Source organism: Actinacidiphila paucisporea, from assembly GCF_900142575.1.
Classification (GTDB): Bacteria; Actinomycetota; Actinomycetes; order Streptomycetales; family Streptomycetaceae; genus Actinacidiphila; species Actinacidiphila paucisporea.
Map to the genome: position 1 here is coordinate 134,741 of NZ_FRBI01000011.1, position 20,610 is coordinate 155,350.

Consider the following 20,610-nt stretch of genomic DNA (forward strand, 5'->3'; position numbering starts at 1 on the left):
CCCGCGGACCTGCGAACCGCACCCGTAAAGGCGATTTCTCACGCTGCGACCGTATTCGATCGAGATGTGCGTTTCACCCGGAAGGCCGACAATACGAGGGCAGGCAAGAGATCATCTTCGTGGAGGTCCGCATGGACATGCGAACGATCACCGAGAGCCGGACGCCCGACGACCAGCGGGCGTTCATCTGCGAATTCCTCGGCACCCTCGTACTGGTCTTCTTCGCGGTGGGCGCGGCCGTGCTCTCCGGGCAGTACATCGGCACCCTGGGCATCGCCCTCGCGTTCGGCCTGATCCTGCTGGCCGTCGCCTACGCCGTCGGCCCGATCTCGGGCAGCCACCTGAACCCGGCGGTCACCCTGGGCATGCTGGTCGCGGGCCGGATCACGGTGCGTACCGCCGTCGAGTACTGGATCGCCCAGGTCCTCGGCGCCATCGTGGGCGCCGCGCTGCTGCTGCTGGTCGCCAAGCAGGTGCCGGGGCTCCAGACGCACGGCGCCTTCGGCACCAACGGCTACGGATACCGCTCGGCGGTCGGCATCAACATCTTCGGGTCCTTCGTGACCGAGGTGATCCTGACCTTCCTGCTGGTCTTCATGTACCTCGCGGTCACCCACCGGATCGCGCTGATCGGCTTCGCCGGGCTGCCCATCGGCATGGCGTACGCCGTGATCCACCTGATCGGCATCCCGCTGACCGGCACCGGCGTGAACCCGGCCCGCAGCCTGGCGCCCGCGCTCTTCGCGGGCAGTCCGGCGCTGACCCAGGTATGGCTCTTCCTGGTCGCGCCCCTGGTCGGCGCGGTCCTGGCCGCACTCGTCCACGAGGTCACCCACCCGGCGCTCGCCGCGGTCCGCGCGGCCAGGGCGGCGGCCGCCGAGTCGGAGACCGCGGCCAGGGCGGTGGGGGAGGACGGCTGAGCGGAGGGCGGATCGGCGCGCGAGGACGGCTGAGCGGACCTCCGCTCAGCGCGTGAGGTCAGCGCGTGAAGACCGGGCCCGTGTACTTCTCGCCGGGTCCCTTGCCGGGCTCGTCCTGCACCACCGACGCCTCGCGGAAGGCCAGCTGCAGCGACTTGAGCCCGTCGCGCAGCGGGGCCGCGTGGAAGGTGCTGATCTCGCCGGCGCTCGCGGTGACCAGGCCGGCCAGCGCCTGGATGAGCTTGCGGGCCTCGTCGAGGTCCTTGTGCTGCGCGCCCTCCTCGGCCAGGCCGAGATTCACCGCCGCCGCACTCATCAGGTGGACGGCCACCGTGGTGATCACCTCGACCGCGGGCACGTCCGCGATGTCGCGGGTCATATCGTCGAAGCCGGGGGCAGGTGCGTCGTTCATGTCCGCCACGATATGCCCCGTCCGGCCGATTACGGCCCTCGGCCCCACGCTGGTATGCTGGGTGAACGACCGGTCGGACATCAGTATGTCCGACCACCAAGTGGAGGCTCCGATCTCCCACCTGATCGGCCGGAAGGCCGATGGGTCCCGGTCAGACGGCAATCACCGGTAGGACGCCGGTGGGCCCCGTTGATGCGCCCCGCGGAATAACGCGGCGGTGCTCCCGGTTGTGAGGAGCCCCGCCTGTGTCCCGTACGGGGCGTTTTCTGCGCCTTGGGTACGGGTCGGTCAGACGAAGACAGACTCAAGCGCGGCTGTCGGCCAGTCAGTCGCGTGGTGCAACCGAGGAGGCCCCATCAGCGCCGAGCCCCGCATCAACGACCGGATTCGCGTTCCCGAGGTGCGACTTGTCGGTCCCAGTGGCGAGCAGGTCGGCATTGTGCCGCTTGCCAAGGCCCTGGAGCTTGCGCAGGAGTACGACCTCGACCTGGTCGAGGTAGCGGCGAACGCACGTCCCCCCGTGTGCAAGCTCATGGATTACGGGAAGTTCAAGTACGAGTCGGCCATGAAGGCCCGTGAGGCGCGCAAGAACCAGGCGCACACGGTCATCAAGGAGATGAAGCTCCGGCCGAAGATCGACCCGCACGACTACGACACCAAAAAGGGTCACGTCGTCCGGTTCCTCAAGCAGGGCGACAAGGTCAAGATCACGATCATGTTCCGCGGACGCGAGCAGTCCCGGCCGGAGCTGGGCTACCGGCTGCTGCAGCGGCTCGCGGAGGACGTCCAGGACCTCGGCTTCATCGAGTCGAACCCGAAGCAGGACGGCCGGAACATGATCATGGTCCTCGGTCCGCACAAGAAGAAGACCGAGGCCATGGCCGAGGCCCGCGAGGCCCAGGCCGCCCGCAAGGCGAGCCGCCAGGGTGACGCCGCCGACGACGCCCAGGGCGACGACGCGGACGTGGACGTGGACGCTGAAGTGGACGCGGACGAGCAGGTCGAGGCCCCGGCCGACGCCGGCTGAGACCAAGGACATCCCGGAGCCCCCGGCTTCCGGGCCGGTAATGCAGGACTGACGCTCTCCGTGCGCCCTCGGGCGGACGGGAGGGCACCGACGAGGAGACTACGGCGCCATGCCGAAGAACAAGACGCACAGTGGTGCGAGCAAGCGCTTCAAGATCACCGGCTCCGGCAAGGTGCTGCGTGAGCGCGCCGGCAAGCGCCACCTGCTCGAGCACAAGCCGTCCAGCAAGACGCGTGCCCTGACCGGCACTGTCGAGGTCGCCAAGCCCGACGCCAAGAAGATCAAGAAGCTGCTCGGCAAGTGACGGCCGTGCCCCCACCGGGGCGCAGCGTCCCGGGTCGGGAGTCCATTCGCTTTCGGATCGCGTGAGTACGACCGCGGTCCCCTAGAAGGAGTTATCAAGTGGCACGCGTCAAGCGGGCAGTCAACGCCCAGAAGAAGCGCCGGGCGATCCTGGAGCAGGCCAGCGGTTACCGCGGGCAGCGTTCGCGCCTGTACCGCAAGGCCAAGGAGCAGGTCACCCACTCCCTGGTCTACAACTACAACGACCGCAAGAAGCGCAAGGGCGACTTCCGTCAGCTGTGGATCCAGCGGATCAACGCCGCTGCCCGCGCCAACGGCATCACCTACAACCGCTTCATCCAGGGTCTCAAGGCCGCCAACGTCGAGGTCGACCGCAAGATCCTCGCTGAGCTGGCCGTCAACGACGCCAACGCCTTCGCGGCGCTGGTCGAGGTCGCGCAGAAGGCGCTGCCCGCGGATGTGAACGCCCCGAAGGCGGCGTGACGCTGCGCCCCGAGCGCAGTGCGGTTCACCGGACCCGCGGGTTGTCATGACGCCCGCGGGTCCTTCGCTGTCCGCCGCGACCGCGGTCGCGGTTCCGGCCGCCGTCCGCGGCGGCGGAACGACCCAGGAGCAGGCACCCTGATGGGCATGGGCACCACCCCCGAGCTGACCTCGCTGCGTTCCGCGCGGGTCACCGCCGCGCACCGGTTGGCCCGGCGGAGCTTCCGCGGCAAGGAGCGGCGCTTCCTGGCCGAGGGCCCGCAGGCCGTACGGGAGGCCGTCGCGCACCCCGGGGGACCGGCGGGGCGCACCCTGGTCGAGCTGTACGCCACGCCGGAGGCCGCCGAGCGGCACGCCGACCTCATCGAGGCCGCCCGGGCCGCGGGGGCGCCGGTGCTGACCGCGACCCCCGAGGTCATGGCCGAGATCTCCGACACCGTCACCCCGCAGGGCGTCGTCGGCCTGTGCCGCTTCCTCGACACCCCCTTCGCCGAGGTGCTGCGCGCCCGGCCCCGGCTCGTCGCGGTCCTGGCCCACGTCCGCGACCCCGGCAACGCCGGCACCGTGCTGCGCTGCGCCGACGCGGCCGGCGCCGAAGCCGTCGTGCTCACCGACGCCTCGGTCGACCTGTACAACCCCAAGGCGGTACGCGCCTCCGCGGGCAGCCTGTTCCACCTGCCCGTCGCGGTCGGCGTGCCGGTGCGGGACGCCGTCGCCGGGCTGCGCGCCGCGGGCGTACGCGTACTGGCCGCCGACGGCGCCGGGCAGCGGGACCTGGACGCGGAGCTGGACGAGGGCACCATGCAGGGTCCCACCGCCTGGATCTTCGGCAACGAGGCCTGGGGCCTGCCCGAGGAGACCAGGGCGCTCGCCGACGAGGTCGTGCGGGTCCCCATCCACGGGCGGGCGGAGAGCCTCAACCTCGCCACCGCCGCCGCCGTGTGCCTGTACGCGTCCGCTCGTGAGCAGCGTGCGCCCGCAGGGTGCCGCAGCGTGACCTCCAGCTAGTAGGGTGGCGGCCCGGGGGACCCTGAGAGGGGGGTGGCGCGCATGGGTGTCACGGCGCGAAGGAACGGCGCACACAGCGCGGTGACGGTCCTGCCCGCGGGCTCACGGGAGTCGCCGGGGGCCGGTCCCGAGCAGGACCAGGCGGCGGACGCGTACGCCACCGCCGCCGACTGGTGCGGCCTGCACCCCGACGACCTGCCCGACGGGCTGCTGGTCGCCGACCACGAAGGCCGGGTGATCTGCTTCAACGCCGCCGCGGCCCGGATCACCGCGCTGCGCCCGCAGGACGTGCTGGGGCTGCCCGTGGAGCGGGCGCTGCCGCTCGAAGACCTCGAAGGCCGCCGCTGGTGGGCCCTCACCGACCCCTACGGCGGCCTGGCGATCAGGGCCGGCCAGCCCGAGCGCAATCTGCTGCTGCCCGGCGGCCGCGAAGTGCTCGTCGCCGCCCGCTACGTCCGCGAGCGCCCCACCGGCCCGGTGCGCCGCCTGGTGGTCACGCTGCGCGGCACCGACGCCCGGCGGCGGACCGAGCGCAGCCACGCCGAGCTGATCGCCACCGTCGCCCACGAGCTGCGCTCGCCACTGACGTCCGTCAAGGGCTTCACCGCGACGCTGCTCGCCAAGTGGGAGCGTTTCAGCGACGACCAGAAGAAGCTCATGCTGGAGACCGTCGACGCCGACGCCAACCGCGTCACCCGGCTGATCGCCGAACTCCTGGACATCTCCCGCATCGACTCCGGCCGCCTCGAAGTGCGCCGCCAGCCCGTCGACCTGGCCGCCGCCGTCCAGCGGCACGTCGACGCGCACGTCGCGGCCGGCCAGCGGCCCGACCGGTTCAGCGTGCGGGTCGGGCAGCCGCTGCCCGCCCTGTGGGCCGACCCCGACAAGATCGACCAGGTGCTCGGCAATCTGCTGGAAAACGCGGTGCGGCACGGCGAGGGCACTGTCACCATCGAGGTGGGGCCCTCGTACGCCGGCGCTTCCTACGCGAGCGGCGCCCGGTGGTCCACCGGCACGGCGGTCACCGTGAGCGACGAGGGAGCGGGCATTCCGGAGGAGTCCATGAGCCGCGTGTTCACCCGGTTCTGGCGGGGCAGCAAACGCGGCGGCACGGGCCTGGGGCTCTACATCGTCAAGGGCATCGTGGAGGCGCACGGCGGCACCATCGCCGTGGGCAGGGCCGCGGGCGGCGGCGCCGAATTCCGCTTCGTCCTGCCCGTCGGGGCGCCCGCCTTCATGGCCTGAGGCGATACCGCCCCGGCGCGGGCCCGGTCGGGCACGCTGCCCCCGGGGCGGGCGAAAACCGCCGGTCCCCGCGGCGCCAGTAGACTCGTGCCCTGGCATGTGTCCGGTCGGGCAGAGCCTCCACCGGAAGGCCGGCACGCGAGGCGCCCCCAACATCATCCATTTCGGAACGGGAAGAGATGTCGGCACCGAATAAGTCGTACGACCCTGTCGAGGTCGAGGCGCTCAAGCCCGACGCGATCGAGCGGATGCGCGCTGACGCGCTCGCCGCCATCGCGGCCGCCGGCGACCTCGAAGCGCTCACCCATGTGAAGACCGCGCACACCGGCGGCGGCTCGCCGCTGGCGCTCGCCAACCGCGAGATCGGCGCCCTGCCTCCGCAGGCCAAGGCCGAGGCGGGCAAGCGGGTGGGCCAGGCCCGCGGCGCGGTCAACCAGGCACTGGCCGCCCGGCAGGTGGAACTGGAGGCCGAGCGCGACGCCCGGGTGCTCGTCGAGGAGGCCGTCGACGTCACCCTGCCGTACGACCGCCGCCCGGCCGGCGCGAGGCACCCGCTCACCACGCTGTCGGACCGTATCGAGGACATCTTCACGGCCATGGGCTACGAGGTCGCCGAGGGCCCCGAGGTCGAAGCCGAGTGGTTCAACTTCGACGCGCTGAACTTCCCGCCCGACCACCCGGCCCGCGAGACCCAGGACACCTTCTTCGTCGAGGGCCCCGACGGCGGCAGCGAGTCCGGCGTCGTCCTGCGCACCCACACCTCGCCGGTGCAGATCCGCGCCCTGCTGCAACGCGAGCTGCCCGTCTACGTGATCGCGCCGGGCCGCGTCTACCGCTCCGACGAGCTGGACGCCACCCACACCCCGGTCTTCGCGCAGGTCGAACTGCTCGCGGTGGACGAGGGCCTGACCATGGCCGACCTCAAGGGCACCCTGGACCACATGGTGGTCTCGCTGTTCGGCGAGGGCATGACCACCCGGCTGCGCCCCAACCACTTCCCCTTCACCGAGCCGTCCGCCGAGATGGACATGCTCTGTTACGTCTGCCGCGGCGAGTCGGTCGGCAATCCCGACCGCCCCTGCCGCACCTGCTCCTCCGAGGGCTGGATCGAACTCGGCGGCTGCGGTGTCGTCAACCCCAGGGTGCTCACCGCCTGCGGTGTCGACCCGGAGAAATACAGCGGCTTCGCCTTCGGCTTCGGCATCGAGCGGATGATGATGTTCCGCCACAACGTCGAGGACATGCGAGACATCGTCGAGGGTGACGTGCGCTTCACCCTCCCGTTCGGGATGGAGATCTGATGCGGGTCCCGCTTTCTTGGCTGCGGGAGTACGTCGACCTGCCCGCCGGAGTCACCGGCCGCGACGTCCAGGCCAAGCTCGTTTCCGCCGGCCTGGAGGTCGAGACCGTCGAGCAGCTCGGCGCCGGCCTCAAGGGCCCGCTGGTCGTCGGCCGGGTGCTGACCATCGAGGAGCTGGAAGGCTTCAAGAAGCCGATCCGCTTCTGCACGGTCGACGTCGGCGACGCTGGGGGTACCTCCCAGGCCGGAGGCTCTGGGGGAGGGACGGGTGAGCCGCAGGAGATCGTCTGCGGCGCCCGCAACTTCGCCGTCGGCGACAAGGTCGTGGTGATCCTGCCCGGCGGCGTGCTGCCCGGCGACTTCCACATCTCCGCCCGCAAGACCTACGGCCACACCTCGCACGGCATGATCTGCTCCGCCCGCGAGCTGGGCATGGGCGACGACCACGACGGCATCGTCGTGCTGCCGCCCGGGTCCGAGACCGGCGCCGACGCGATCGAGCTGCTGGAACTGGTCGACGAGGTGCTGGACATCGCCGTCACCCCCGACCGCAGCTACTGCCTGTCGCTGCGCGGCGTCGCCCGCGAGGCCGCCATCGCCTACGGGGTGCCGCTGCGCGACCCCGCGCTGCTCGACGTGCCCGCGCACAACGGCGAGGGCTACCCGGTGCGGATCGCCGACCAGGACGGCTGCGACCGCTTCACCGCCCGTACGGTCACCGGCCTCGACCCCGAGGCCGTCTCCCCGATCTGGCTCCAGCGGCGGCTGCAGAAGGTCGGCATGCGCCCGATCTCCCTCACCGTGGACGTCACCAACTACGTGATGTTCGAGCTGGGCCAGCCGCTGCACGCCTACGACCGGTCCCGGATCAACGGACCCATCGGCGTACGCCGCGCGCACCCCGGCGAGAAGCTGACCACCCTGGACGGCGCCGAGCGGATCCTCGACCCCGAGGACCTGGTCATCACCGACGAGTCCGGCCCCATCGGCCTGGCCGGCGTCATGGGCGGCGCGGACACCGAGATCGCCGACGGCGGCTCCAGCGACGTCGTCATCGAGGCCGCGCACTTCGATCCGGTCGCGATCGCCCGCACCTCCCGCCGCCACAAGCTCGGCTCCGAGGCGTCCCGCCGCTTCGAGCGCGGCACCGACCCGCTCACCACCTCCGCCGCCGCCCAGCGCACCGTCGACCTGCTGGTCGGCCTGGCGGGCGGCACCGCGGAAGCCGGCGTCACCGAGATCGCCGCGCCGACCGAGCCGCGCGTCATCACGATGCCCGCCGACCACCCCGACCGGGTCGCCGGCACCGACTACGGCAGGGAGACCGTCGTACGCCGCCTCCAGGAGATCGGCTGCGACGTCCTGGGCAGCGACGAGCTGACCGTCACCGTGCCGTCCTGGCGCCCCGACCTGTCCTACCCCAACGACCTCGCCGAAGAGGTCATCAGGCTCGAAGGCTACGAGAACCTGCCCTCGACCCTGCCGCAGCCGCCCGCCGGCCGCGGCCTGACCGAGTCCCAGCTGCTGCGCCGCCGCGTCGGCCGCGCGCTGGCCGGGGCCGGCTACATCGAGGCGCTCAGCTACCCCTTCATCGGCACGGAGGTCTTCGACCAGCTCGGCCTCGACGAGGACGACGAGCGGCGCCGTACGGTACGGCTCGCCAACCCGCTGGACGACACCGAGCCGGCGCTGCGCACCACGCTGCTGCCCGGCCTTCTCTCCACGCTGCGGCGCAACACCGGGCGCGGCGCCCACGACCTGGCGCTCTTCGAGATCGGCCTGGTCTTCCTGCCCGCCGCCGAGCAGGTGCGGCCGCCGCGGCTGCCCGTCGACCGGCGGCCCACCGACGAGGAGATCGCCGCGCTGCAGGCCGCGCTGCCCGACCAGCCCCGCCACGTCGGCACCGTGCTGGCCGGCGCGCGCGAACGGCCCGGCTGGTGGGGCCCAGGACACCCCGCGACCTGGGCCGACGCGATCGAGGCGGCCCGCACGGTCGCCCGCGAGGCGGGCGTCGAGCTGACCGTGCAGGCCGGTCGCTACGCGCCCTTCCACCCCGGCCGGTGCGCCGTCCTGCTGGCCGGCGAGCAGGTCGTCGGCCACGCCGGCGAGCTGCACCCCCGGGTCACCAAGGCCTTCGGGGTGCCCGAGCGGACCTGCGCGATGGAGATCAACCTCGACCTGGTCGAGGCGTCCGGCGGCGTACGCGCCACCGGGCCGCGCGTGTCGACCTTCCCGGTCGCCACGCAGGACGTCGCCCTCGTGGTCGACGCCGACGTCCCGGCCGCCTCGGTCGAGGCCGCGCTCCGCGCCGGAGCCGGTGAGCTGCTCGAATCGGCCCGCCTCTTCGACATCTTCACCGGCCCGCAGATCGGCGAGGGCCGCAAGTCCCTGGCGTACGCCCTCCGCTTCCGCGCCCCCGACCGCACCCTCACCGCGGACGAGGCCACAGCGGCTCGCGACTCCGCCGTCGCCTCAGCAGCCCGCCAAACCAACGCCACCCTCCGCGGCGCCTAACCCCTCCCAGGAGGGGACCCCCCCACGGGTCCCCTCCTGCGCCCCCCAGGGACGCGGGGAACTGCGCGCCCAGCCGCGACGCGCCGGCAGGCGGAAGAGCACCGCACGGGGCAGCCGCCCAGGGGCGCGGGGAACTGCGCGCCCAGCCACCACGTGCCGGCAGGTAGCCAAGCCCCGCAAGGGGCAGCCGCCCAGGGGCGCGGGGAACTGCGCGCGCAACCGCGACGCGCCGGCAGGCGGAAGAGCCCCGCAGGGGGCAGCCGCCCAGGGGCGCGGGGAACTGCGCGCCCAACCGCGACGCGCCGGCAGGCAGCCAAGCCCCGCACGGGGCCCGCCCCCCGAGGCCGCGGGGAAGAAGCGAGCCCCGGACGGGCAATGCGGCGACGCAAAGCGCAAGGGCGAGCCCCCCTCGGCCAACCCCCGGAGGGAATTCGCTCGATCGGGTGACCGCCCCGAACACGACGGGCGTGGCGCCCGGACACCCGCAAGAATCGGGGGAGCGAAGAGCCGCAAGGGGGTCGGCCGCATGAGCTTGATGCGCAGCATCCGCGGCATGCGCCGCACATCCTGGGTGCCGTTGTCGGCGGCCTGGGTCGCCGCGATGGGCGTCCTGGCGTGGCAGGTGCCACAGGGCACCGACGTGCTGCCCGCGCTCGCGGTGACCCCGGCGCTGAGCGTGGCGACGGGTGCGCGCCGCCGCGCGGTCCTCGCGAGCGGCACCCTCGCGCTGGCAGCACTCGGCACCGACCTCGTGGACGACTCCGTGGCCGTGTCGGGCCCGGCGGCCGGAGCCGCCTGCACCGTGGTGGCGGCGATAGCCGTGGGCATGTGGACGGCGGGCCGCCGCAGCCTCCTGCATGCCGAGCTGGCCAGGACCCGGGAGATCGCGCTGGCGGCCCAGCTCGTACTGCTGCGTCCGCTGCCGCATCAGGTCGGCGCCGTGGCGGTGAGCGGCGATTACCTGTCGGCCAGCCACGGCGCCCGGGTCGGCGGCGACTTCTACGAGGTGCTGGCCACCCCGTTCGGCGTGCGCGCGCTGATCGGGGACGCGCGCGGGCACGGCCTGCCGGCGATAGGCCTGGTGGCAGCGCTGCTGGGGAGTTTCCGCGAGGCCGCGCACCACGAGCCGGACCTGGCCGGCGTGGTGCACCGGCTCGACGCCGCCATGCACCGCCATCTGGGCGAGCGCGCGGCGGGCGAGGAGGCGACGGCGGAGGAGTTCGCGACGGTCCAGCTGGTGCAGCTCGCGGAGGACGGCGGGCTGCTCGCCGTCAACTGCGGCCACCCACCGCCGTATGTGCTGGGGCCGCACCCCCGCCCGCTGGCGCTGGGCGAGCCGCTGCCGCCGCTGGGCCTGTTCGACCCGCTCCGTACGGACGTCACCGTGTGCCGCGGCCGGCTGGCCCCGGGGGAGGGGCTGCTGCTCTACACCGACGGCGTCCCCGACGCCCGCGACACCGCCGGCCGCTTCTTCCCGCTGCCGGAGACCCTGGCCGCGCTGGGGGCCGGCCGCGTCCATGGCACCGAGGTCATCGCCCGGCTACGCGCGGAGATCGTCCGCCACACGGGCGGACACCGCGCGGACGACATCGCACTCGTCGTCCTGACCCCGACCCGCAGGACCACCGTCCCTCTGACACCCCTTCCCCTGTGCCACCACGAGGTGGACGCCCCGCGCTAGCCCGCGCGGGTGGCTCAGGCCCCGGCGGCCAGCGCCGCCGCCGTGGCCGCGGCCAGGGCGTCGAGCTCGGGCGGGGTGTAGGCGGTGCCGAGGACGGCGTGGCGCCAGTAGAGGGGGCCGGCCAGCAGGTCGACGGCGAGAGCCGGGTCGGTCGCGGCGGGGATGTCGCCGCGGGCGGCGGCCTGGGCGACGACGGCGGCGACGACGCCGCCGTGTGCCTCGCGCAGCGCGGCGTGGAGCGATTCCGCCAGTTCCGGGCTGCGGGCGGCCTCGGCCAGCAGGTCGGGGAGGATCTGCGCGACCGCGGGATGCCGCAGCGCCCGCGCGCTGACGTCGAGGAGGGCGCGTATGTCGTCGCGCAGCGACCCGGTGTCAGGCGTCGGGAGGCCCTGGGCGGCGACGGCGGGCACGACGTCGAGGACCAGTGGCAGCTTGGAGCGCCACCGCCGGTAGACCGCCGCCTTGCCGACGCCCGCCCGCCGGGCGATGCGTTCCATGGACATCCGCGCGTAGCCGGTCTCGGCCAGTTCCGCGAAGACCGCGGCCCTGATCGCCTCGGTGACGTCCGGCCGGAGTACGGCGGCACCGGCGGGGGGCCTGCGGGGCGGTGCGGAGTCTGCGGTCATACGGGCGAGCGTATCGCGACGGAACGGTTGCGTTCCGACCGTAGGGCGCCCTACAGTCGAGACGACGAAACGGCACCGTTCCTTCGCGAAACGTGAACCCCGAGGCCCGGTTCCTCACCCGGTCGGCGGCACCGGCCGATTTCCACTCCTCGACCGGCAACGTCAGGCCGGCCACAGCCCCCGCACCGCCCAGGGGCCGGCCGCCGCTGGCCGCTCGTGCCGAGTCGGGGGAGTGTGGCGGGGGTGTGCGGGATATGCGTTCCTCCGGTCGTCCGAGGAGGTGTACGGACGTGGCTGAACAGTCCGCAGGAAAGTCCGCAGCGCGGCCGCAGGCCGCACGGGAGGTCCCCCGGGGGGCCGAGCGCACAGCCGAGCACGCAGCCGAGCGCCCAGCCGAACGCGAGGGCCCGGCGACCGGTCCGCGACCCGTGTCGCCGCCGGGAGTACCGACCGTCGTGGTCGACGGCCTGCACGTGGTCTACCGGATCTACGGCGCCGGCACCGGCCACGGCAACGCCACCGCGGCGCTGCGCCGCATCCTGCTGCGGCAGGGCGCGCCCAGCGTCCACCTCGTGCACGCCGTCAAGGGCGTGACCTTCACCGCCTACCGCGGCGAGGCGATCGGCATCATCGGCTCCAACGGCTCGGGCAAGTCCACCCTGCTCAAGGCCATCGCGGGCCTGCTCCCGCCGGACCGCGGCCGGGTCTACACCGACGGCCAGCCGTCGCTGCTGGGCGTGAACGCGGCGCTGATGAACGACCTGACCGGCGCGACCAACGTGATCCTCGGCGGCCTGGCGATGGGCATGTCGCAGGAGGAGGTGCACGAGCGCTACCAGGGCATCGTCGACTTCTCCGGGATCAACGAGAAGGACGACTTCGTCTCGCTGCCGATGCGCACCTACTCCTCAGGTATGGCGGCCCGGCTGCGGTTCTCCATCGCGGCGGCCAAGAACCACGACGTGCTGATGATCGACGAGGCCCTGGCCACCGGTGACCGGGCCTTCCAGCGCCGCTCCGAGGAACGCATCCGGGAGCTGCGCAAGGAGGCCGGCACGGTCTTCCTGGTCAGCCACAACAACACCTCCATCCGCGACACCTGCGACCGGGTGCTGTGGCTGGAGAAGGGCGAACTGCTGATGGACGGGCCCACCGACGAGGTCATCAAAGCCTACGAGGCCCACCCCGGCGGCAGTTGAGACGAAGGGGGAGGCCGGCCGTCAGTACGGGTAGAAGCCCGCGCCCGACTTGCGGCCGAGCCGCCCGGCGTCGACCATCCGCTGGAGGATCGGCGGGGCCGCGTACAGCGGCTCCTTGTATTCCGCGTACATCGAATCGGCGATGGCGGCGACCGTGTCGAGGCCGATCAGGTCGGTCAGCTTCAGCGGGCCCATCGGGTGCGCGCAGCCCATCTCCATGCCGTTGTCGATGTCCTCGCGGGTCGCGATGCCCGACTCGAACATCCGGATCGCGGAGAGCAGATACGGCACGAGCAGCGCGTTCACCACGAAACCCGAGCGGTCCTGGGCTCGGATCGCGTGCTTGCCCAGCACCTCGGTGACCAGGTGTTCCGCCCGCTTGAGGGTGTCGCTGCCGGTGGTGAGCGCCGGGATCAGCTCGACCAGCGCCTGCACCGGCGCCGGGTTGAAGAAGTGGATGCCGAGCACGTGCTCGGGGCGCGAGGTCGCCACCGCCAGCCTGACCAGCGGGATCGAGGAGGTGTTGGACGCCAGGATCGCGTCCTTCCGGGTCACCACCTGGTCGAGCACCCGGAAGATGTCCATCTTGACCTGCTCGTTCTCCACGACGGCCTCGATCACCAGGTCGCGGTCGGCGAATTCGCCCAGGTCCGTGGTGAAGCTCAGCCGGCCGAGGGCCGCGTCCCGCTGCTCCCCGCTGATCTTGTTGCGCTCCGCCGCCTTGTCGAGCGAGTGGGTGAGCCGGGCCCGGCCCAGTTCCAGCGCCTCGCCCGTCGTCTCCGCGACCCGGACGTCGAGCCCCGCCTTCGCGCAGACCTCGGCGATCCCGGAACCCATCTGGCCCGCGCCGACCACTCCGACGCGCTCGATGTCACTCACTCGACCAGCCCTTCGCGCAGCTTCACGTTTACCGGACAGACGTTACCGGTGTCAGGACCCGGCGCCGCGGGTGGGACCGTGCGATCCGGTCCCACCCGCGGCGCCGCCGGCCGTACGCGCCGGCCGGCCGCCGCTCAGACCCTGGTGCAGGCTGCGCCGTTCAGGGTGAACGAGGCGGGCACCGCCGCGGACCCGGTGACCGTGCCGCCGAAGCCGAAGACCGCGTTGCCGTCGGCCGGTATCGAGGTCGCCCAGCTCGGCGCGGTGACCGACACGGCCGCCCCGCTCTGCGTGTAGTTCGCGCTCCACAGCGAGCTGATCTTCTCGCCCGCGGTGAAGGACCAGCCGAGCTTCCAGTTGTTCAGCGCGGAGCTGCCGGTGTTGGTGACCGTGACGGAGGCCTGGAAGCCGCCGGGCCACTGGTTGGTGATCGCGTAGCCGACCGTGCACGACCCGGTCGAGGGGGGAGTGGTGGGCGGGGTGGTCGGGGGAGTGGTGGGCGGGGTGGTCGGGGGAGTGGTGGGCGGGGTGGTCGGGGGAGTGGTGGGCGGGGTGGTGCCGCCGGTGCTGTCCGAGGTGTCGCCGTAGATGATGCCGCGGCCGTTGGTCGCCACGTACACCCGGCCGTAGACCCGCGGGTCGCCGGTGATGGCGCTGTTGGTAACCCCGTACTGGTGGGCGTTGTCGTTGACCCGCACCCAGTTCGCGCCCGCGTCGGTGGAGCGGAAGATGCCGCGTACCCCGCCGATCTTCGCGCTGGTGTAGAGCGCCTGGTAGGACGCGCCGGGGGCGGCCTTGCCGAAGCCGATGTTGTCGGCCTCCTGCACGTTGGACAGCTTGGTGAAGGACGCGCCGGAGTTCGTGGAGTGCCACAGCCCGTACGTGCTGCCGCTGCCTCCCGCGACCCATACGTCGCCTTCGGCGCCCGGCAGCGCCTTGAGCTTGCCGCTGTCCGCCGGGAGCCCGGTGGCGGCGGTGGCGGCGAAGGTCGCGCCGCCGTCGGTGCTCACGTAGAACTTGCCGCCGGACAGGCCGTAGAACTTCTTCGGATTCACCCGGTCGGACCCGATCGCCGCGCCGGTCGGTATGCCGCTCGCGGCGGACCAGGAGTTGCCGAAGCCGGTGGTGCGCTGCACGCCGGTGCCTTGCGGGCTCCACAGGAAGCCGCTGCCGTCGGCCGCGGCCGCGACCGTACCGCCGCCGCTGACGCCGGACGGGTCGGTGCCCGCGAACCAGTTGGCGCCGTCGTCGGTGGAGAAGGCGACATGCGCGCCGGTGTCCTGGTTGCCGACCCTGACCATGGTGTTCGGGTTGGTGGCCGCGAAGTCCAGGCTCGTGGTGGTGGTGAAGTTCGGCTGGGTGAACATCATCGGCGGCACGGCGGTGAGGTCGGTGTGCCGGAAGCCGCCGATGTCACCGAGGGCGCTGATCAGCGGTGCGCCGGTCGGCGGGCTGATCAGGTCCTGGACCGAGGTCTCCTCCAGGCCCTTGGCGTTCGGCTTGATCACGAACTTCGCGCCGGTGTCCCAGTTGGTGAGGTTGTCGGTGCCGTAGAGGGTGGCGCCGGTGCCGTACCACATGCGGTTGGAGTTGAACGGGTCGATCTCCAGCGACTCGGTCATCCAGCCCAGCTTCGGCGTCTCCTCCGGCGGCGCCGGATTGGCGCCCCAGCTCAGCCACGGCGAGGCGGAGACGTCCATCGTGTAGCGGTCGCTGCGTGTCGGGTAGCTGGGCGTGTCCCAGGCCCGCGTCCAGGTGGCGCCGCTGTCGGTGGAGCGGAAGATCTGCGTGTCGGCCCACCAGGAGCTGTACCCGGTGACCATCACCGTCCCCGGGTGCTGCCGGTCCACGGTCAGCCCGCTGTAGCCGAAGTACGTGTCCGCGTCCGACATCGGGCTGACGTTGGTCCAGGTGCCCGTCGCGGTGGCGTACCGCCAGACCTGGCCCTTGGCGCCGTCGTACGGACCGCCGGTGTCGCTGGTGGCGAGGTAGAGGTAGCCGTTGACGGAGTCCAGCACACCCTTGTGCGCGATGTAGCCGGTGGGCTGCCCTGCCAGCCGGGACCAGGTGGCACCGCCGTCGGTCGAGCGGTAGACGGTGTTGGCCTTGTCGGCGACGCCCACGTAGACGGTCTGCGTGGTGGCGCCCTTGGTGCCGGTGCGCGGGTCGAACGTCACCCACACGTCGCCCTGGTTGTCGCTCTGGTAGCCCGTGCTGTCCGACGGGTCGGCCACGTAGTTCCCGGCGTTGGGGAAGGAGGTGACCTTCGCCCAGGTCACGCCGGAGTCCGTGCTGCGCCACAGCCCGTTGCCGCTGGGCGCGGCGAAGTACAGCACGCTGTCCTTGTTCGGGTCGATCGCCAGCCGCTCACCCATGCCGCGCCCCGGCATGTTCCCGCCGAGCTTGAACGGCAGCGTGGTCGCCGCCCAGGTCGCGCCGCGGTCCGAGGAGCGCAGGATCGAACCGTTGCCGGGGTCCCAGGAGTTGGTGTACATCCCGACCGCGGCATAGACCTTGTCCGGCGCCAGCGCGTCGGTGGCCAGGCTGACCACGCCGTTCTTGTTCCAGTCGGTCCAGCCCGCCGAGTCCAGCAGCGGCGTCCAGGACTTGGTCGACTCGTTCCACCGGTAGGCGCCGCCGATGTCGGTACGCGCGTAGGCGAGGTTCTTCTCCGACTGGTTGAAGACGATGCCGGGGATGAAGCCGCCGCCGCCGATCTGCACGTTCTTCCAGCTGTACGTGTCGGAGACGGCGGCCGGCGCCACGGCGCCGGTCCTCGCGTTCGCGCTCGTGGCGGCCGCGGTGGCCGAGGCGACGGTGACGGCGCCGCCGATCAGGGAGAGTGCCGCGACGAGCGCGGCGAGGGGTCTGCGAAGCATGGGGGTACGTCCTCGGGTGTGGGGGGCGGACGTCGTGGGAGCGCTCCCACGAGAGGTCCGATGATAGCGCTCGCATTCCTGGCTGCCAACGGTCGGGCGCAGCCCGCCCGTTGCACTCATTCCCCGCCGCCCGCGGTGACGGCACCCCCTACGGCTGGGGCTCGGCCGGTCACTGGCCGGTGGGTCCGGGGCGGTCCGGGGTGCCCCCGGGGGCGCGGGGAACCGCGCGCTCGGCCGGCCGCCGGCCGGTGGTCCGGGGTGGTGCGGGATGGGCCGTTGGGGCGGTGGCGACGTGCGCCCTGTCGTGGGTCCGGTGGGTTGCCCCGCAGAGCCGGCGGGCAGGGATGGACGGTTCGGGTCGATGCACGGCGCAAGCACAGGAGGCACAGGAATGGAACGGCTCTCGCGGAGAACGCTCACACTGGCCGCGGCCGCCACGGCCGCGTCGGCGGCGCTGCCGACAGCGGCGCACGCCGTCACCGCCGAGACGGGCGCGGACGCGGGCGTGGCCGCGGCCCACCACCCCCACATGCCCCGCAGGGAATTGCGGGGCATGTGGATCGCGACCGTCGCGAACACGGACTGGCCGTCAGCCCCGGGCCTGTCCCCCGAAGCCCAGCGCAGCGAGTTGCTCGGGCTGCTCGACCTGGCGGTCGAGCGGCGGTTGAACGCCGTCATGTTGCAGGTGCGGCCCACAGCGGACGCGTTCTGGCCGTCGCCGTACGAGCCGTGGGCCGCGTATCTGACGGGGACGCAGGGGCGCGACCCCGGATGGGACCCGCTGGGCACGGCCGTGCGCGAAGCCCACCGCCGCGGTCTTGAGCTGCACGCGTGGTTCAACCCCTACCGGGTGGCCAACAGCGAGGACCCGGCCCTGCTCGCCCCGACCCACCCGGCGCGGCTGCACCCGGAGTGGACGGTCGCCTACGGCGGCAAGCTCTACTACAACCCCGGCCTTCCGGAAGTCCGCCGCTTCGTGCAGGACGCGATGCTGGACGCGGTCCGCCGCTACCCGGTCGACGCCGTCCACTGGGACGACTACTTCTACCCCTACCCGGTCGCCGGCCAGGTCTTCGACGACGACGACGCCTACGCCCGCTACGGCGCCGGCTTCCCTGACCGCGACGCGTGGCGCCGCCGCAACACCGACCTGCTGGTGCACGAGACCGCCCTGCGTATCAAGGCGATCCGCCCGACCACCCAGTTCGGCATCAGCCCCTTCGGCGTCTGGCGCAACGCCGCCACCGACCCGCTCGGCTCGGCCACGACCGCGGGCGTACAGACGTACGACGACCTGCACGCCGACACCCGCGGCTGGGTCCAGCGCGAGTGGATCGACTACATCGTCCCGCAGGTGTACTGGAACATCGGCTTCGCGGCCGCCGACTACGCCGTGCTCGTCCCCTGGTGGTCCGACGTCGTCGCCGGCACCCGGGTGCGCCTCTACGTCGGCGAGGCGCTCTACAAAGTGGGGGTCGCGGGCCAGCCCGCGGCCTGGCAGGACCCGGCCGAGCTGTCCCGGCACCTCAGCTTCGACGCCGACCACCCCCAGGTGCGCGGCAACGTCTACTTCTCCGCCACCCAGGTCGCCGCCGACCCGCTCGGCGCGATGAGCCGGGTGGTAGCCGACCACTATCCGACGCGGGTGCGCACACCGTGAGTTCGGGCGCGGAGAAGCCGGGAAAACCGGTCGAACGGGTATGCGGTGTGCTGTTACGGTCGGCCCGTGGCAAAACTGAACCAGATCATCGCGGTCGAGAAGGGCGTCAAGTCCAAGGCGCAGCAGGAGCTGACCACGGCCCATCACGACCTGCAGAAGCCGGCGTTGCTCTCCGGGATCTCGCGGACCTACCAGCCCAAGGACGAGGAGGGCGAGCAACTGCCCCCCGAGGCCACCCGGGTGCAGATCCAGGCCGAAGGCGTGCTGCGGGCGACCGCCACCGCGCTGACCCGGCTGTTCGACGTGACGGCCACCAAGGACTGGGCCAACTGCGAGGCCAGGGCTGACGTCACGGTCGACGGGAACGCGCTGCTGCGGGAGGTACCCGTCTCGTACCTGCTGTTCCTGGAGAAGTCGCTCACCGACCTGTACACCTTCGTACGCAAGCTGCCGGTGCTGGACGCCGCCGAGTCCTGGGCCCTGGACGCCTCTTCTGACGCGTGGAAGACCGAGCCGGTGCGCACCATCCGTACCAAGAAGGTCCCGCGCAACCACGTGAAGGCCGAGGCGACCGAGAAGCACCCCGCTCAGGTGGAGGTGTACTACGAGGACGTGCCGGTCGGTTACTGGACCACCGTCAAGTTCTCCGGCGCGTTGCCCGCGCGCCGGGTGAACGAACTGCTGGAGCGCGTCGAGAAGTTGCAGCAGGCGGTGAAGTTCGCCCGCGAGGAGGCGAACGCCTCGGAGGTCGTCGACCGCCGGGTCGGTGACGCCGTGTTCGGGTACCTGTTCGCGCAGTGACCCCCCAAGATGCCCTCCGCGGGAGCGCGGAGGGTGCGCGGAAAGCGCAGAGCTGAAGCTGAGCCTTGTCGTGACGAAGGCGGTTCCAGTGGGGGTTCGAATCCCTCTCCCGGCATCAACTCCCGGCCGGGATAGCCCAAGGGCAGAGGCAGACCGCAGTCAATCTCAGACTCTCGCTCCAGATTCAGCATTCGCCGCTTATCGCCGGATCAACCGGCCATGGGCTGGGTCGTCAGGTGCCGGTTCGACTCCGGTCCGGTGCTCTTCGCGCACCGGTAGTTCAATGGTAGGACGAGACGACATCAAACTGACCTGTGGCCTCAAGCGTGCCGGCGTGTGAGGCAAGCGGCATCATCAGGGGCCCGGAGACTGGACATGTCTCCGGGCCCCGTCGCGTTCCCAGGACGTCCGACGGGCGAAATACCCGCAACGCGTAGTGCTACCGGCTCCCGACCGCGAAGCGGTCCGGCGCCGCGGTGCGGGGAGCCCATCACCTGCTGTCGGTCGGTTCGCTGGCGGACGGCGGCTTCGTCGTCCCGCACACCCTGCCACCGTCGAGCCGGGAGGTGGAGCCGGTGACGTACACCTGGTGCCACGGTCCCGCGGGCACCTCGCACTTGTTCACGGCACTCGCCCGTGCGGGGGTGACCGAGGTGGCGGGGCTCGACGTGGGGGAGTTGCCCCGGCGGTGCCTGACGTCGATGGTCACCGTGCGGGGCTTGCAACGGCGGGCATCTTTCAGGTTGCCGAAGGCTCGTCGGCGATGAGGTCCAGCAGTTGGTCGGGGGTGAGAGCGGCAAGGTCGACGGAGCGGTCTTCGCGTACGAGGCGTACCGTCGCCTGCTGAGCGTTGAGCTGTCGGGCGCGTTCGATGAGTTCGCCGGCGCGGCGCCGTTTGAGAATACGGTCGGCGATGTCAGCGACCGCGAGCATGGCGGATGGGATCGACACGACCAGGGACGTCACCGCGACGGGATCGACGCCCCTGGTGTCAGGACCGGTCGCCGTTTCCGCTGTCGGAGTCGGTGCGGGCTGATAGCCCCAGCCTGCGGTCAACGCAGCGACGCTCTTCCCGGCGGCTTCGACGTCCACTCCCACGAACTCGATGATCATGATTCCTCGTTTCGGTCGCCGGTGGCTTTCAGTAGCTCGTCAAGGTGGTCAACAGCGTCTGCAAATCCGATCTTGGCAGCAGCGGCCCGGCTCGTCCGAAACACCTCTCCGGCCTGCCCGAGGTCACCCGCGGCCAGCAGAAGTTGCCCCAGGACAGTCCCGACGACCGCGATGCCGTCCGGCCGTTGAAGCTTCAGAAAGAGCTGGAACGAGGCGACCAGTCTGGGCGCCGCCGCGTCGAAATCCTGGCGACTCAGATCGATGCGCGCAAGGTCCCAGTTGACTGCCGCAACGCCGTCCATGTCGCCAAGCCGTTCATTGACTTCCAAGCGCTTGCGCTGTAATTCGACGGCCTCGTCGACCTCGCCCCGCTGCTGGAGGATGTAGGCGATCTTTCCCCAGGCGATCGCGGTCGAGCGGGTGTCACCGATCCGTTCGAACGCCGGCAGGGTGATTTCGCGGTGGATGCGCAGTGCCTGGTCGACCTCCCCCCGCTGCTGGAGGATGTCGGCGATCTGGCCCCAGGTGATCGCCGTCGAGCGGGCGTCACCGATCCGCTC

At 71.9% G+C, this 20,610-nt stretch carries 19 protein-coding genes; 12 read left to right on the forward strand and 7 right to left on the reverse strand.

Going from position 1 to position 20,610, the window contains the following annotated elements:
- The first annotated feature begins 137 nt into the window (after positions 1–137).
- Complete coding sequence (locus BUE44_RS18275; protein ID WP_073499921.1) at positions 138–920, forward strand: MIP family channel protein; 783 nt, start codon at positions 138–140, stop codon at positions 918–920.
- 58 nt (positions 921–978) lie between these two features.
- Here the strand turns inward: BUE44_RS18275 and BUE44_RS18280 are convergent, their stop codons facing one another.
- Positions 979–1,332 (reverse strand): DUF1844 domain-containing protein, encoded by a 354-nt coding sequence (locus BUE44_RS18280; protein ID WP_073499923.1) that lies wholly within the window; start codon positions 1,330–1,332, stop codon positions 979–981.
- A gap of 355 nt (positions 1,333–1,687) precedes the next feature.
- Between BUE44_RS18280 and infC the strand changes: the two genes are divergently transcribed.
- From infC to BUE44_RS18320, 8 genes are all read left to right on the forward strand, one after another.
- Positions 1,688–2,359, forward strand: coding sequence for a translation initiation factor IF-3 (infC, locus tag BUE44_RS18285; protein ID WP_073499924.1), 672 nt, complete (start codon positions 1,688–1,690; stop codon positions 2,357–2,359).
- Positions 2,360–2,468: 109 nt separating this feature from the next.
- Entirely contained in the window at positions 2,469–2,663 is a 195-nt protein-coding gene (gene rpmI, locus BUE44_RS18290) for a 50S ribosomal protein L35 (RefSeq protein ID WP_033178181.1), read from the forward strand.
- 98 nt (positions 2,664–2,761) lie between these two features.
- Positions 2,762–3,145 (forward strand): 50S ribosomal protein L20, encoded by a 384-nt coding sequence (gene rplT / locus BUE44_RS18295; protein WP_033178180.1) that lies wholly within the window; start codon positions 2,762–2,764, stop codon positions 3,143–3,145.
- Between the two features lie 147 nt (positions 3,146–3,292).
- Complete coding sequence (locus tag BUE44_RS18300) at positions 3,293–4,153, forward strand: TrmH family RNA methyltransferase (protein ID WP_073499925.1); 861 nt, start codon at positions 3,293–3,295, stop codon at positions 4,151–4,153.
- A gap of 42 nt (positions 4,154–4,195) precedes the next feature.
- The gene (locus BUE44_RS18305; protein ID WP_073499716.1) at positions 4,196–5,398 is read left to right on the forward strand and encodes a sensor histidine kinase; all 1,203 of its coding nucleotides are present in this window, start codon (positions 4,196–4,198) and stop codon (positions 5,396–5,398) included.
- Between the two features lie 179 nt (positions 5,399–5,577).
- Complete coding sequence (gene pheS, locus BUE44_RS18310; RefSeq protein ID WP_073499718.1) at positions 5,578–6,699, forward strand: phenylalanine--tRNA ligase subunit alpha; 1,122 nt, start codon at positions 5,578–5,580, stop codon at positions 6,697–6,699.
- The gene (pheT, locus tag BUE44_RS18315; RefSeq protein WP_073499720.1) at positions 6,699–9,212 is read left to right on the forward strand and encodes a phenylalanine--tRNA ligase subunit beta; all 2,514 of its coding nucleotides are present in this window, start codon (positions 6,699–6,701) and stop codon (positions 9,210–9,212) included. The genes pheS and pheT overlap by 1 nt, the downstream gene beginning before the upstream one ends.
- 526 nt (positions 9,213–9,738) lie before the next feature.
- A complete protein-coding gene (locus BUE44_RS18320) occupies positions 9,739–10,893 on the forward strand; it encodes a PP2C family protein-serine/threonine phosphatase (RefSeq protein ID WP_079189851.1) in 1,155 nt (384 codons plus the stop codon).
- 14 nt (positions 10,894–10,907) lie between these two features.
- Here BUE44_RS18320 and BUE44_RS18325 read toward each other — a convergent pair whose 3' ends face one another.
- Entirely contained in the window at positions 10,908–11,519 is a 612-nt protein-coding gene (locus tag BUE44_RS18325; RefSeq protein ID WP_073499725.1) for a TetR/AcrR family transcriptional regulator, read from the reverse strand.
- A gap of 428 nt (positions 11,520–11,947) precedes the next feature.
- Between BUE44_RS18325 and BUE44_RS18330 the strand changes: the two genes are divergently transcribed.
- Entirely contained in the window at positions 11,948–12,718 is a 771-nt protein-coding gene (locus tag BUE44_RS18330) for an ABC transporter ATP-binding protein (protein ID WP_073499727.1), read from the forward strand.
- Positions 12,719–12,739: 21 nt separating this feature from the next.
- Here BUE44_RS18330 and BUE44_RS18335 read toward each other — a convergent pair whose 3' ends face one another.
- Both BUE44_RS18335 and BUE44_RS18340 read right to left on the reverse strand, forming a co-directional pair.
- The gene (locus BUE44_RS18335; protein WP_073499729.1) at positions 12,740–13,597 is read right to left on the reverse strand and encodes a 3-hydroxybutyryl-CoA dehydrogenase; all 858 of its coding nucleotides are present in this window, start codon (positions 13,595–13,597) and stop codon (positions 12,740–12,742) included.
- 134 nt (positions 13,598–13,731) lie between these two features.
- Positions 13,732–16,476 carry a cellulose binding domain-containing protein gene (locus BUE44_RS18340; protein WP_073499731.1) on the reverse strand — a complete coding sequence of 915 codons (2,745 nt, stop codon included), beginning with the start codon at positions 16,474–16,476 and terminating at the stop codon, positions 13,732–13,734.
- 391 nt (positions 16,477–16,867) lie between these two features.
- On the opposite strand from BUE44_RS18340, the gene BUE44_RS18345 reads away from it, so the two are divergent.
- Both BUE44_RS18345 and BUE44_RS18350 read left to right on the forward strand, forming a co-directional pair.
- Complete coding sequence (locus BUE44_RS18345; protein ID WP_073499733.1) at positions 16,868–18,136, forward strand: glycoside hydrolase family 10 protein; 1,269 nt, start codon at positions 16,868–16,870, stop codon at positions 18,134–18,136.
- Positions 18,137–18,202: 66 nt separating this feature from the next.
- A complete protein-coding gene (locus BUE44_RS18350) occupies positions 18,203–18,937 on the forward strand; it encodes a DUF7873 family protein (protein WP_073499735.1) in 735 nt (244 codons plus the stop codon).
- A 490-nt stretch (positions 18,938–19,427) separates the two neighbouring features.
- On the opposite strand, the gene BUE44_RS37515 is transcribed toward BUE44_RS18350, so the two are convergent.
- The 3 genes from BUE44_RS37515 to BUE44_RS37520 all read right to left on the reverse strand — a co-directional run.
- A complete protein-coding gene (locus BUE44_RS37515; RefSeq protein WP_159450270.1) occupies positions 19,428–19,646 on the reverse strand; it encodes a hypothetical protein in 219 nt (72 codons plus the stop codon).
- A 29-nt stretch (positions 19,647–19,675) separates the two neighbouring features.
- Positions 19,676–20,050 (reverse strand): hypothetical protein, encoded by a 375-nt coding sequence (locus BUE44_RS18360; protein WP_073499737.1) that lies wholly within the window; start codon positions 20,048–20,050, stop codon positions 19,676–19,678.
- Positions 20,047–20,610 (reverse strand): tetratricopeptide repeat protein (locus tag BUE44_RS37520; RefSeq protein ID WP_159450271.1); only part of this gene is annotated, 564 nt, incomplete at its 5' end. The genes BUE44_RS18360 and BUE44_RS37520, both read right to left, overlap by 4 nt.

Excerpts from the sequence above, each read along its gene's own strand:
- BUE44_RS18275 (WP_073499921.1), top strand. The coding sequence starts at position 138 with ATGCGAACGATCACCGAGAGCCGGACGCCCGACGACCAGCGGGCGTTC.
- BUE44_RS18280 (WP_073499923.1), bottom strand. The coding sequence starts at position 1,332 with ATGAACGACGCACCTGCCCCCGGCTTCGACGATATGACCCGCGACATC.
- rpmI (WP_033178181.1), top strand. The coding sequence starts at position 2,469 with ATGCCGAAGAACAAGACGCACAGTGGTGCGAGCAAGCGCTTCAAGATC.
- BUE44_RS18300 (WP_073499925.1), top strand. The coding sequence starts at position 3,293 with ATGGGCACCACCCCCGAGCTGACCTCGCTGCGTTCCGCGCGGGTCACC.
- BUE44_RS18305 (WP_073499716.1), top strand. The coding sequence starts at position 4,196 with ATGGGTGTCACGGCGCGAAGGAACGGCGCACACAGCGCGGTGACGGTC.
- pheS (WP_073499718.1), top strand. The coding sequence starts at position 5,578 with ATGTCGGCACCGAATAAGTCGTACGACCCTGTCGAGGTCGAGGCGCTC.
- pheT (WP_073499720.1), top strand. The coding sequence starts at position 6,699 with ATGCGGGTCCCGCTTTCTTGGCTGCGGGAGTACGTCGACCTGCCCGCC.
- BUE44_RS18320 (WP_079189851.1), top strand. The coding sequence starts at position 9,739 with ATGAGCTTGATGCGCAGCATCCGCGGCATGCGCCGCACATCCTGGGTG.
- BUE44_RS18325 (WP_073499725.1), bottom strand. The coding sequence starts at position 11,519 with ATGACCGCAGACTCCGCACCGCCCCGCAGGCCCCCCGCCGGTGCCGCC.
- BUE44_RS18340 (WP_073499731.1), bottom strand. The coding sequence starts at position 16,476 with ATGCTTCGCAGACCCCTCGCCGCGCTCGTCGCGGCACTCTCCCTGATC.
- BUE44_RS18345 (WP_073499733.1), top strand. The coding sequence starts at position 16,868 with ATGGAACGGCTCTCGCGGAGAACGCTCACACTGGCCGCGGCCGCCACG.
- BUE44_RS18360 (WP_073499737.1), bottom strand. The coding sequence starts at position 20,050 with ATGATCATCGAGTTCGTGGGAGTGGACGTCGAAGCCGCCGGGAAGAGC.